This window comes from Streptomyces sp. NPDC046261 (genome assembly GCF_040646235.1).
Taxonomy (GTDB): domain Bacteria; phylum Actinomycetota; class Actinomycetes; order Streptomycetales; family Streptomycetaceae; genus Streptomyces.
In genome coordinates, this window is sequence record NZ_JBEYZU010000012.1 from 47387 (window position 1) to 59967 (window position 12581).

11 protein-coding genes are annotated in these 12581 nt (G+C 72.1%); 8 read left to right on the plus strand and 3 right to left on the minus strand.

The window, feature by feature from the left end; translation table 11 throughout:
- Positions 1–26 precede the first annotated feature (26 nt).
- Entirely contained in the window at positions 27–728 is a 702-nt protein-coding gene (locus ABZ956_RS21015; RefSeq protein WP_361895983.1) for an aspartate/glutamate racemase family protein, read from the plus strand.
- A gap of 19 nt (positions 729–747) precedes the next feature.
- Here the strand turns inward: ABZ956_RS21015 and ABZ956_RS21020 are convergent, their stop codons facing one another.
- Both ABZ956_RS21020 and ABZ956_RS21025 read right to left on the minus strand, forming a co-directional pair.
- The gene (locus ABZ956_RS21020; protein WP_361895619.1) at positions 748–2205 is read right to left on the minus strand and encodes an L-lactate permease; all 1458 of its coding nucleotides are present in this window, start codon (positions 2203–2205) and stop codon (positions 748–750) included.
- Positions 2206–2320: 115 nt separating this feature from the next.
- On the minus strand, positions 2321–3139 hold the full coding sequence (locus tag ABZ956_RS21025) for an AraC family transcriptional regulator (RefSeq protein WP_361895622.1): 819 nt from the start codon (positions 3137–3139) through the stop codon (positions 2321–2323).
- Between the two features lie 246 nt (positions 3140–3385).
- Here ABZ956_RS21025 and ABZ956_RS21030 point away from each other — a divergent pair, with 246 nt between their 5' ends.
- Positions 3386–4312 carry an NADP-dependent oxidoreductase gene (locus ABZ956_RS21030; protein ID WP_361895624.1) on the plus strand — a complete coding sequence of 309 codons (927 nt, stop codon included), beginning with the start codon at positions 3386–3388 and terminating at the stop codon, positions 4310–4312.
- A gap of 71 nt (positions 4313–4383) precedes the next feature.
- Positions 4384–5319 (plus strand): AraC family transcriptional regulator, encoded by a 936-nt coding sequence (locus ABZ956_RS21035; protein WP_361895627.1) that lies wholly within the window; start codon positions 4384–4386, stop codon positions 5317–5319.
- A gap of 84 nt (positions 5320–5403) precedes the next feature.
- On the opposite strand, the gene ABZ956_RS21040 is transcribed toward ABZ956_RS21035, so the two are convergent.
- Entirely contained in the window at positions 5404–8163 is a 2760-nt protein-coding gene (locus ABZ956_RS21040) for a discoidin domain-containing protein (RefSeq protein ID WP_361895630.1), read from the minus strand.
- A gap of 286 nt (positions 8164–8449) precedes the next feature.
- Here ABZ956_RS21040 and ABZ956_RS21045 point away from each other — a divergent pair, with 286 nt between their 5' ends.
- The 5 genes from ABZ956_RS21045 to ABZ956_RS21065 all read left to right on the plus strand — a co-directional run bounded on the left by ABZ956_RS21045 (position 8450) and on the right by ABZ956_RS21065 (position 12579).
- On the plus strand, positions 8450–9574 hold the full coding sequence (locus ABZ956_RS21045; protein ID WP_361895633.1) for an amidinotransferase: 1125 nt from the start codon (positions 8450–8452) through the stop codon (positions 9572–9574).
- Between the two features lie 102 nt (positions 9575–9676).
- Positions 9677–11494 (plus strand): NlpC/P60 family protein, encoded by a 1818-nt coding sequence (locus tag ABZ956_RS21050; protein ID WP_361895636.1) that lies wholly within the window; start codon positions 9677–9679, stop codon positions 11492–11494.
- Positions 11495–11587: 93 nt separating this feature from the next.
- On the plus strand, positions 11588–12001 hold the full coding sequence (locus tag ABZ956_RS21055; protein ID WP_361895638.1) for a hypothetical protein: 414 nt from the start codon (positions 11588–11590) through the stop codon (positions 11999–12001).
- Positions 12002–12106: 105 nt separating this feature from the next.
- Positions 12107–12367, plus strand: coding sequence for a hypothetical protein (locus ABZ956_RS21060; protein WP_361895641.1), 261 nt, complete (start codon positions 12107–12109; stop codon positions 12365–12367).
- Entirely contained in the window at positions 12364–12579 is a 216-nt protein-coding gene (locus ABZ956_RS21065) for a hypothetical protein (protein WP_361895644.1), read from the plus strand. The genes ABZ956_RS21060 and ABZ956_RS21065 overlap by 4 nt, the downstream gene beginning before the upstream one ends.
- The last annotated feature ends 2 nt before the right edge of the window (positions 12580–12581 follow it).

A 12581-nucleotide genomic window follows, 5' to 3' on the forward strand; every position in this document is an offset into this window, starting at 1 on the left:
GCGGGAGCATGGGCGTGGAGACGGGCATGAAGACGATCGGGCTGATCGGCGGGATGAGTTGGGAGTCCACGGCGGAGTACTACCGGATCCTCAACGAGCGGACGCGCGAGCGGCTCGGCGGTCTCCACTCGGCCCGCTGTGTGCTCCACTCCGTGGACTTCGCGGAGATCGAGCAGTTGCAGGTCCAGGGCCGCTGGGCGGAGGCCGGTGACGTGCTGGCCGGCGCCGCCCGGTCGTTGGAGGCGGCCGGCGCCGATCTGCTGCTCATCTGCACCAACACCATGCACAAGGTCGCCGACTCCGTCGAGGCGGCGGTCTCCGTCCCGCTGCTGCACCTCGCGGACGCCACCGCGGCCGCCGTCCGCGCCGCGGGGCTGCGCCGGGTGGGGCTGCTGGGCACGGCGTTCACCATGGAGCAGGACTTCTACCGGGGCCGCCTCGCGGCGGGCGGGCTCGACGTCCGCGTCCCGGACGCGGAGGGGCGCGCGCTCGTCCACCGGGTGATCTACGAGGAGCTCTGCCTGGGCGTCGTGCGCGAGGCGTCGCGTGCGGACTACCGCCGGGTCGTCGAGGAGCTCGTCGCCGAGGGCGCCGAGGGCGTCATCCTGGGGTGCACCGAGATCGAGCTCCTCATCGGCCCCGAGGACAGCCCCGTACCGGTCTTCCCCACCGCCCGCCTGCACGCCGAGGCGGCAGTCGACGCGGCCCTGGCCGAACTCGCCCTCTGAGCGCACCCATCAGGCTTGATCACGCGAAGGAGACCAGGGCGATCGCCGTCGCCGCCAGAGCGGCGTACACCGCGGCAGCCACCCGCAGGCCGAAGCGCAGGAGGGTGTGTTCGGAGACGCCCGCGGTCTTCGCCCGGTCGCCGGCCACCGCCAGGATCAGCATGATCATCGGCAGCGAGGTGAAGACGGCGTGGCCCGCCGCGCTGTTCTGCAGGGCCGCGAACCACGCGTCAAGGCCGGCCCCGCTGGGGGCGAGGCGTTCCTGAAGCGGCATCATCAGCACGTTGCCGCCGACGTTCGAGCCGGTGATGAAGCCGCTGAGCATGCCGAGCGCGGGTGCGGCCAGCGCGGCGACCAGTGGTGGCGCCCCGGCGACGGCCGCGCCCAGCTCCGCGATCATGCCGCTGTCCGCCATCAGCCGGCCGAGGGCGACGAACCCGGTCAGAGCGAGCAGCGGCCGCCCGACGCGGGCCAGCGCGGCACGCGCGTCCGGGCCGTTCGGACGGCCCCGGTCCAGCAGCAGGGCGGCGGCCAGCAGGGGCAGACCCGGGGAGGACAGCAGCGTGAAGGTCGTGTTGCCCGCGTGCAGTTCCAGGGACGGGACGCCCGCTGCCGTAGCCGCCCGGGTGAGCGCGATACCGCCGAGGACGAGGCCGTACGCGTGCAGGACCGCGCGCGGTGGCAGCAGCCGGCCGGCGGGCTCGGCGCCGGAGCGGGACCGGCGGACCGCGCAGAACACCAGCCCGACGGCCGTGGTGAGGAGCCCGGCCAGGACACCGGCCGGTTGCACCACGCCCGCCCGGTTGAGCGCCAGCAGCCCGAGCGCGAGCGCCCCGCCCGCTCCCGCGGCCATGACGACGGTACGGAACCGGCGCTGCGGGCGGGTCAGCAGCGCGGCCCACACGGTCACCAGCGGGAAGACCAGGGCGCTGGTGACCGCGGTGGCGGTGCCCAGGGCGGCCGGCTGCCGGCCGGTGAGGGCGGCGCCGATGACGGTGGCGAGGCCGAGGGTGCCCCACGGCATGATGTTCATGCCGAGCATGGCCTGTCGCAGCGCGGTCGCCGGTGGCGCCAGGGCGAGCAGCACGGGCACGGTGACCAGCAGCGATACGCCGAAGCCGGTGAGCGCTTCCACCGTGGGGGCGATGCCCGCCACCACCAGGGCGATCGTCGCGGGTCCTCGCAGTGGCAGCCCACGCACCCACTCCTGCAGCGACCGGTGCACGTCCCGGCGGGTGAGCACCTGGCTCAGGTAGACGCCGGGCAGCATCACCGCGGCGGCGTTGAGCACCAGCAGGCCGGCTCCCCCGGCACCCGTGGCCAGCACGTCGCCCGGCAGCGCGAACTGCGGCAGCCACCAGATCAGCACCGCCGCCAGCGCGGCGCCCGCGACCGCCGCCCAGTGCGCCGGCCGGCGCAGCCCCGTGATCATTCCCAGCACCATGACGAGCGGTGACACCGCTATCGCCCACACCATCGTTCCAGCCGCCTTTCGTTCTCTCGCTTACGGCTCCGGCACAGCCTCGCGGCACGGCCGGCGGGCGGTCTTGAACGAAAGTCGCGGAAGGGAGAACACGGCCCGGGTCCCCCGCTCAGGGGCGGATGGCCCCCGGCGTGACCCCGAAGTACCGCTTGCAGATACGGGTCAGGTGCGCCTGGTCGGAGAATCCCGTGGCGGCCGCCACCTCGGCCGGCCGCTGCCCGGCCAGGAGCAGGCGGCGGGCGCGGTTGGCGCGCAGCCGCAGCAGGTAGGCGTGCGGTGGCAGCCCGTACGCCTGGCGGAAGGCGGCGATGAGCGAAGCCCGCGGCATGCCCGCGGCCGCGCTGAGCTCGGCGACGGTGACGGGTTCCGTCCACCGGTCGTGCAGCATCTGCCGGGCCAGGTCCGGGCCGCGGCGCACGCCCCGCGGAGCCCCGGCGGAGGACACCGGGCCGGTACGGGCGTGCCGGCGCAGTACCGCGCCCAGGCCGCCGAGCAGCAGGGACTCGGCGGTGAGGGGATCGCCGGCGTACTCCTGCTCGCGGTGGACGCGGCGCAGCAGGGCGAAGAGTTCGGCGTCCCGTACGGCCGTGTCCGCGAACCAGACGTCCTGGGTGCCCAGGTGTTCGCGGGCCAGTTCACCGACCATCGCGGTGTCGAAGTAGAACATCCGGTATCGCCAGCCGGATTCCTCGGCGGCGAAACCGGTGTGGACCTGCCCGGGGTTGAGGATCACCAGGTGCCCGGCCGGTACGACCACCGTGCCGCCGGCCATGTGCAGCCCTTCGGCGCCCTGCTCGATGACGCCGACGGAAAGTTGTTCGTGGCTGTGCCGGTCGAAGGCGAAGCGCTCGAAACGGGCGGCCAGCAGCTCCACTTGCGGGTTGCCGGCCGCGGTCCACAGCCGTGCGCGCTCGCCGTCCGCTCCCATCGGCGCATGATCGCAGACTGGCGTCTCCCGGCACATGATCAGGCTCACAGCGTCAGCGGCATGGCTGCTGCTGCCTGTCCTGGCCGCCGGGCCAGTCGGTCCGGACTCCAGCTCGGCGAGACGCTCGGACATCTTTCGAAGACTGAGGGATATTCATCGGCTCATTCGATCTCCCTAGTGTTGAGCACATCAAGCCAAAGCCCGGGGGCAGCACCGCTCCTGGGCGACCATCACAGGGAGACCACCATGCGCGCCGTTGTCCAGAAGTCCTTCGGAGGCCCCGAGGTCCTGGAGGTCGTCGAGACCGACCGGCCCACGCCTCTCGGCGGCGAAGTCCTGATCCGCGTCCACGCCAGCGCCGTGAACCCGGTGGACGTGGCCGTCAGGTCCGGCGCCTACCCGCTGCTCGGCGAGCCGCCCTTCGGGGTCGGCTGGGACATCTCCGGTGTCGTCGAGGAGGCCGGCCCCGGTGCCCGGTTCAAGCCGGGTGACGAGGTCTTCGGCATGCCGTTCTTCCCGCGCGCCGCCACCGGCTACGCCGAGTACGTCGCCGCGCCCTCCCGCCAGGTGGCCCGCAAGCCCGCCGGCCTCGACCACGTGCACGCCGCGGCGATCCCCCTGGCCGCGCTCACCGCCTGGCAGGGCCTGGTGGACGCGGCCGGGATCGGCGAAGGCCAGCGGGTGCTGATCCACCGCGCGGCCGGCGGTGTCGGGCACTTCGCGGTCCAGATCGCCAAGGCCCGCGGCGCCCATGTGATCGCCATGGCGAGCGCCCCCAAGCACGACTTCGTACGGGGCCTGGGCGCCGACGAGGTCATCGACTACCGCACCACCGACTTCACGGAGGCGGTCAAGGACGCCGACGTCGTCTTCGACTCCTCCTCCGAGGGCGTGCGTTCCCTCGGCGTCCTGCGCCCCGGCGGCACGCTCGTCAGCATCATGGAGCACTGGAACCAGGAGCTCGCCGCCCAGGTGGAAGCCGCGGGCCGGCGCTTCGCCGGCGTCTCCGTCGAACCCGACTACGCCTCGCTGGAGGCGATCGCCGCGCTCGTGGACGCCGGACGCGTCCGCCCCCACGTCGCGGAGACCTTCCCGCTGGCCGATGCCGCCAAGGCCCACGAGCTGGTCGGTTCCGGCCGGGTCCAGGGCAAGGTCGTCCTCACCGTCGGCTGACGACGGGCGGCGCGTAGGCTGACGCCCCGACGATGGCGGGGACCGGGGAGAAGGGGAGAAGGGGACGTGCGTTGGACATCCTGACCGAGGCGCTGAGCTCGATGCGGACGGGGCGGCCCAGGTCCGTACGGACCCACGGCCGCGCGCCCTGGGGCCTGCGTCTCCCCCCGGTCGCCGGCGCCGGCTTCCATGTGGTGCTCTACGGAACCTGCTGGCTCATACCGCTCGAGGACGCGCCCCATCTGGAGCCGATCGCCCTCAGCCCGGGGGACGTGGTGTTCCTGCGCGACGGCCCCGGGCACATCCTCGCCGACCATCCCTCGACGCCGGCCGAGGTGGAAAGGCCGGAGCAGTTCCACCCGGGCTCGCCGATCGGCACGGTCACGATCGGCGGCGACGGCCCCGCCACCAGCCTGCTGTGCGGCAATTACCACCTGGACCAGGGGCGCCCCCACCCCCTGGTGCACCAGCTCCCGGAGATCGTCCACCTCGCCACCCGGCACGGCCGGCACCCCGAGCTGAGCGCCGCCGTTCAGCTCCTCGGGACGGAGCTGGAGAACCCGCGCATCGGATCGGCCGGCATCGTGCCCACGCTCATCGACTCGCTGCTGCTCTACATCCTGCGCGCCTGGATCGAGGATCAGCCCCCGACGGAGACCAAGGGCTGGGCCGCCGCTCTCGGCGACTCCGCGATCGCCCCTGCCCTGGCCGCCATCCACGACGCCCCGGCCGCTCAGTGGACCGTCGAGACGCTGGCCGACCGGGTGGGCCTGTCCCGGGCGGCCTTCGCGCGCCGGTTCACCGCCTTCGTCGGCGAACCGCCCATGGCTTATCTGACCCGCTGGCGCATGACGACCGCCGCCAAGCTGCTGCGGGAGTCCGAAGCCCCGCTCACGACCGTCGCGGCCCGGACCGGATACGGCTCCGAGTACGCCTTCGCCAAGGCGTTCAAACGCGAGTACGGCCAGGCCCCCGGCAGTTACCGCCGCGAGTCCCGCGCCGCCTGAGGGCACAACTGTCGGTCCGGCCTCCGCTTCCCCGCCCGCGCCGACAGTGGGCGGGGAAGCGTCTTGAGGTCCCGTCCTCCTCCGCTAGGAGACCGTCAGTTCCGCGACGCCGGTGCGCGACGTGGCGGCGGCCGCACTGCGTACCACGATGCGTACGTACCGCGCCGACACCGGCCCAGCGACGTCGTGCCAGTGCCGGCCGTCGGGAGAGACCTGGATGTCGTACGAGGCCGGTGCCGGGCCGCTCCAGGTCGGGGTGACCTTGGTGACGCGTACGGACTTGCCGAGGTCGGTCGTCAGCTTGCCGTCCGGCCCGTCCGGGACCCAGGCCGTGGCCGGGTTGCCGTCGACAGCGGCGTCGGCGTACATGCCGGGTTCCTCGGAGGAGGCAGCGGCGGCGGTGCAGCGGGCCATGTTGTCGGTGGGGGTGAGGTCGGGGCGGCGGGTTTCGAGGACGGCCGGGGCGGCCTCGGTGAGGACCTGTTCGCCCTGCGGGGTGTCGAGGGTCATGGGCGCGCCGTCGGTGAGCCGCACGGTCGTGCGGTGGGCGCCGAGCTCGATGTCGTACGTACGGCCCTGCCAGCGCAGCCCGCGCAGCGTGACGCCGCGGCTGAGCTGCGGGGGCAGCATCGGGTCGAGGCGGAGCCGGTCCTCGCGCATCCGCATGCCCGTCAGGCCGTTGGTGAAGGTTTGCAGGAAGCCGCCCTTGCCGGTGAGGAAGTCGTGCGCGGGCGAGCCGGCCAGCGGGTCCTCCGCGCCCGCCTTGGCGCCGCGGGCCTCCGAGAACTGGGCGAAGGGACCGCGGACGAACGGCCTGATGGAGCGCTGCAGATACGTGTACGTCGAGCAGCCGGGTTCGCCCGTGCCGGCGGCGGCGATGGCGTGGACCGAGTCCGTCATGGCGGGGCCGTCGGGGTCGGTCCGCTGCGCGTAGTAGTCGAGGGTGCGGGCCGCGGCGCCCGCCGGCATCGGCCACTCCAGGGGGTACATCAGCAGCACCGTGTCGGCCTGCTTGATCTTGCTGCCCCGGTAGCCGTCGTACTGCTGGAAGACCTTGCGATCCGCGTCGTAGGGGATCCTGATCCGGTCGGCGATCGCCGTCCACTCCCCCGGGGCGCGCTCGCCCAGCAGCTGTGCGGCACGGGTGGCGTGGCGCAGCGCGGTGACGGCTCCGGCGTTGGTGAAGACCGCGTCGTCGACGCCGTTGCTGTACTCGTCGGGGCCGGCGGTGTCCTTGATGGAGTAACTGCCGTCCGTGTTGCGCTCGACCCTCCCGGCCCAGAACTCGGCTATGCCCTTCATCACCGGCCAGCCGCGCTCACGCAACCAGGCCGTGTCGCCGGTGGCGAGGTAGTACTGCCAGGTGGCGAGGGATATGTCCGACTGGAGGTGGATCTGGGTGCGGCAGTGGGGCGGGTCCACGCTGTGGCACTCCTGGCCCAGGTCGCCCTTGCTGCCGCTGTTCCAGGGGTAGAAGAGCCCCTGGTAGCCGAGCTTGCGGGCGTTCTCGCGGGCTCCCGGGAGGGTGCGGTAGCGGTACTCGACGACGGTCCTGGCGAGGTCGGGCGAGGTGGCCAGCAGGGCCGGGTACATCCAGGTCTCGGCGTCCCAGAACACCAGGCCCGCGTAGTTGTCGCTGGTCAGCCCGGCCGGGGCGATGCTGTTGGCGGCGCCTTCCCGGGTGCTGGACAGCAGCCCGTACCGGGCGGAGCGCACCCACGCCTGCAGCTCGCGCCGCCCGGGCACCTCGATGTCGGCGCGCCACAGCCGGGCCCAGGCGGCGGTGTGGGCGCGCAGCAGCCCGTCCCAGCCGCGCCGGGCGGCGCGCTGTGAGGCGGCGGTGGCCTCCTGGCGGGGCGAGCGCGAGGTCAGCGCGGTGTCGACGCCGACGTACTTGGTGAGTTCGTAGGCGTGGCCCTTGCGCACGGGGAAGGTGAGTGACTGCCGGACGCTCAGGTCCTTCGCGTCGTCGGCGTGGCGGGCGTTGGCGGTGCGCACGCCGTGCCCGGGGCGCAGGGTGGAGGCGACGGCTCCGTCGGTGTCGGTGCCGTCGGTGCGGAAGGCCACGTCCATGGTCCGGCCGTCCCGACCGGCCTGGCTGCCGTGGCCGGTTCCACCGGTCCGGTCTCCGCCGCCGGTCTGCCGGACGCGCCGGGCGCCGCGTCCGTCGAGCAGGTCGGTGACGGTGGCCTCGCCGCTCCAGCGCGGCGTCATGCTCAGCCGTACGGCGCCCACGTGCGGGTCGTTGCGGTCGGCCAGCACCTCGTAGACCAGGTCGGTCTTCCGTCCGTCGGTGGCGGTCCAGGTCAGGGAGGTCCGGACGATGCCGCAGTGCAGGAAGAGGGTCTGGCGGTAGCCGGATATTCGACCCGGTTTCGTCAAAGAGTTGAACGTATCACCGTGTTCGCCGCCCGTGCCGACGGTGAGTCCGGTCCAGGTGGGCAGGGCCGCGACGGCCTGCCGGTCCCCGGCGGTCCGCTCGTTGTGCGCGTAGAGCCCGGACACGAACGAACCGTCGTAGCTCGGGGTGAAGAGCGGCCAGCCGGTCTTGGCGTCGCTGCCGGTGTAGCCGGCGCCGTTGGGCGGTACGCGCTGCCCCAGGTAGCCGTTGCCTATGGAGGCGTGGTGGGTGTCGCCGGTGTCGACGCGGGTGGACTCGAGTGTCCAGCCGTCTCCCGTCCGACAATTGCCGGTCGGGGGGACGGAGGTGGGGGAACGTTCGGCGGTGGGAGGTTGCGGTGCTTGCGCGGCGGCCGCGGGCGGTACCGAGGCGACGAGCACGCCTGCGAGCAGCAGTGCGGACAGGCGGACGGGGCGCGACCGCGCGCCGGGAGAGTGCGTCATTGGACTCCGTCGTCTTGATCTCCTACGGGAGTCCCGTGACCTTAAATTGATGAACCGACAAGGTCAACAGTGTTGATTATCCGTAAGTTTCTCGAACGAAGTCGACCACCGCTCCCGACGGCCGAAGGGCGGCAGCTGACACGGATTCACTTCTCGTGTCGCATTGGATACAATGAGTGATCGACTTCTGTGATCGAAAGCGGTTGAGCATGGCGGTAGCGCGGAGGCCCGACATCCCGACGACAGCAGCGGACAGCGATGCCCCCGCACGGGCCGTGGACCACGCGTGACGCCGGTGCCATCGGCCACAGCCGCCGACGCCGCGGAACCTCCCGTCTCGCCGGTCAGTTCGCACAACGAGTGGGACCCGCTGGAGGAGATCATCGTCGGGCGTCTCGACGGTTCGACGATCCCCTCCAACCATCCCGTCGTCGCCTGCAACATCCCGCCATGGGCGGCGCGGTTGCAGGGCCTTGCCGCGGGCTTCAAGTATCCGCGCGTTCTGGTCGAGCGAGCGCAGCACGAGCTCGATCGGTTCATCACGCTCCTGCAATCACTCGGCATCACGGTCAAGCGCCCGGACGCGGTCGACCACAGGCGGCAATTCGGCACCCCCGACTGGTCGTCGCGCGGCTTTTCCAACAGCTGTCCGCGGGACAGCTTGCTCGTGATCGGTGACGAGATCATCGAGACACCGATGGCATGGCCGTGCCGGTATTTCGACACGCACTCCTATCGCACGATCGTCAAGGACTACTTCCGGCGCGGCGCGCGCTGGACGGCGGCGCCGAAACCGCAGCTCACCGACGCACTGTTCGAGGCGGATTTCCGCGTCCCCGAGGTCGGCGAGCCCATGCGCTACATCCTCACCGAGTTCGAGCCGGTGTTCGACGCGGCGGATTTCGTACGCGCGGGACGCGACTTGTTCGTCACGCGGTCCAACGTCACCAACCGCATGGGCATCGACTGGCTGCGCCGCCATCTCGGCCCCGGCTATCGCATTCACGAGATCGAGAGCCGCTGCCGCACACCCATGCACATCGACACGACGTTCGTCCTGCTCGCGCCCGGCAAGGCACTGGTCAATCCTGAATACGTCGACGTCGACCGCCTGCCCGACGTCCTGCGCTCGTGGGACATCCTGATCGCCCCCGAGCCCAATCCGATCCACGAGCGCTTGCTCAAAATCACCTCGATGTGCGGCAAGTGGCTCAGCATGAACGTTCTCATGATCGACGAAAAACGGGTGGTGGCGGAGCGGCATCACACCGACATGCTGCGGGCCCTCGAGAAGTGGGGGTTCGAGCCGATCCCGTGCGACCTGCTGCACTACGCGCCGTTCGGCGGCTCATTCCACTGCGCGACGCTCGATGTCCGGCGTCGCGGGACGCTCGAATCGTACTTCGACTGACCGGCCGGTTCGTCGGCTGCGGCCGGCTGCGGCCCGGCGGTGAATCGGCGGTGAATCGGCGGGCCCGCCAACCGGGCTGTGTGCCGCGGGCAAAATGTGGACATGATCGATACCTCCCGCCGCAGTCTCCTCGGCGCCCTCGCGGCCTCCGCCGCCGTCCCGCTGACCGCCCTGACCACGTCCCCGGCCCGCGCGGCCGCGCAACCGGCGGCCACCACGGCCGCCGCGTCGCCCCCGACCGTATCCCCCACCGCGGCCACGACGACCGGCCCACGCTCCTCGATGACCTTCACGGGGACCCCGTACGACACGGCCGTCTTCGCCCGCGCCACCCTCGGCGAACTGACCACGACGGTGCTGCCCGGCACGCCCAGCCGTACCGAGATCAGACACAGGCAGCAGCGGGTCGCCGTCCTGACCAAGGGCGCCCGTACCGTCCTCATGTCCGGACCCGAGCGGACCTTCACGGAGAACAAGCAGCCCTTCGCCGACGTTTTCGACCGGCTGGTCCCCGACTTGGCGCTTGAGGCCGGCAAGCGGCTGAAGCCCGGCTGGGGCACTTCACCGGCCGGCGGCTCCTGGAGCGTGTTCGGCGGGACGGCCGGCAACGCCGACTTCGCGGTCCGGCGCGGGGCGGCGACCATGGTCCTCAAGGACACGGAAGCGGGTCGCTACGCCACCCTGACGGACGACCAGATATCCGATGTCGACGTCACCTGCGAGGCCGCCTTCGACAAGGTGCCCACAGGCAACGCCTGCTCGTACGCCCTGCTCTTCGGCTACCGCAGCGACACCGCCACCGACACCCACTACCGGGCCCGGCTCTCCTTCACCACCAAGGGCGAGGTCGACCTGCGCGTCGAGAAGGTGACGGGCGGCAAGGCCACAGTGCTGGCCACGGCCGGCCCGCTCGCCACCGGTGTGAAGGCCCACAGCACGTGGCGGATCCGGGTGCTCCGCAAGGGCGCGACGGCTCAGGTCAAGGCATGGCCGGCGGCCGAGCCGGAACCGGCGGACTTCACCGCCGGGTTCGAGGACGCCGACCCGGTCTTCCGCAGGGGCCGGGTCGGCGTCCGCGGGTTCGCCTCCCACGGCTGTACGAACCTCCCCGTCACCCTCACGGTCAGCCGCTTCGAGGTCACCGCGGCCACCTGGGAGAACCCGCCGGCCGTCACCCACCGCGACTGGGTCCGGATCCTGGACGCGCCCTTCGACGGGGAATGGACGCCGGCCCTCGAGGCCACCGTCCGCGGCTGGGCCGGGTCGATGGCCCCCGACGTCTTCTCGTACGCGGCCATGTTCCTGCCGGGCGCTCCGCACATGAGGGGCGCGGACCCGCGGGCGGCGGGTGCGGACGTGCTGGGCAAGGCGGGGTACGGGAAGCCCGACAGCCAGGGCCTGCGCCCCGTCGGCGCGGACTTCCACGACTACATGGGGCGGTCGTGGACCTTCCCCGACGGCACGAGGAAGCCGGAGGAGGGCCAGGGCGGGAACCTGGACTGCTCGGGCTACGTACGCATGGTCTACGGCTTTCACATGGGCGTGGAGATGTGCGCCGGAAAGGACACGTCGAAGAAGGCGCTGCCGCGCAAGTCCGGTGCCATGGTCGACTTCGCGCCCGGAGTCCGTATCGCCCAGCGGGCGCAGGACAGCACCACCGCGCCGGCCGCGCCCCTGCTCCAGCCGGGCGACCTGGTCCTGTTCGACGTCAACGACAAGGAGGAGGCTCCGGTGGAACCGGACGAGTACGCCGTCGACCACGTCGGCATCTACCTCGGCCTGGACACGGCGGGCAAGCGGCGCTTCCTCTCCAGCCGCAAAAGCTCCGACGGCCCGACGATGGCCGACGTCTCGGGCCCCTCCACCCTGGACGCCCCCGGCATCTACGCGGACTCCCTCCACACGGTCCACCGCGTCTGAACCCGCCCAGGCGGCAGGCTGGAGCATGTCACCGGGCCTGGGGCAGTGGGGCAGCCGGCGCGCGCCGCTTGTGCCCGCGAGTATCGTCGCGGGGTGTTCGAGCTGCTGCCCCGCACGGGGATCGTCCTGCCGCGCGGCGCCGGAACGCTGTCCTTCGCGATGGCCGAACGCCCGGCGCAGTGGGCGGTCGCCACGCTGTGCGATGTGCGTCAGACGTGGGTGTGCGGACTGGAATGGTCGTTCGCCGCCGAGTACGGGGGCGTCTCCCTGCTGGTCGGCGGCGGGCGCGAGGAGGGGATGAACCACGTCGCCCTCGACCGGATCGGCGACGCGCCGGGCACGTCGGCCACCACGCCGGTCGTCTGGCAGGACATCGACCTCTTCGGCTACCCGCACCAGGAGGTCACGCGGGCCCTGGGGGAGATACCCGCCGACATGCGGCTGGTCTTTCCCGCACCGCCCGGCACGCACCTCGTGGGAGTCCGGCTGCACGCCGCCACCGCGTGACCGGGGGCGGCGGGCGCATGTCTGTCCGACATGGGGGTACTCGGCAGCCCCCGCCGTGTCCGCGGCGGGTCGACGGATGTGCCGTACGAGCGGGAGGTGGGCGGAATGGCCCGGGACAAGCGCAAGAAGACCGGTTCCGATCCCTACGAGCGAGCGCGGAGCGACGAGGAACCCGGAGCGCACTCGGGCAAGGAGAGCCGCGCACGTGAGCGCTCCATTCCGGGAACGGCCAGCGCCCGTGAGGGCTACCAGAACGAGGGCGGCACCGCACGCGGAGACGCCCTCGGCGGCGTACAGGGACGAAGCCGGGACACGGAGGACAAGCGCCCCGGCAAGGGCAGGACCGGCAAGGACCGGTCGTCATGACGGACCGGCGCCGGGGCAGCATCCCCCGCGACATGCAGGACCAGCAGGAGCGTGGCGACCGCCGGGGCACGGCACCTGAGAGCGGCAAGAAGGCCGACGACCGGCGCGGAGCCAGGGCCGCCGGCACCAAGGACACCGACGAGAAGAAAACCCGGCGCCCCGACGACGCCACCGGCACGACGGCCCCGCCCCCGAGTGAGCCGCCCGACTGACG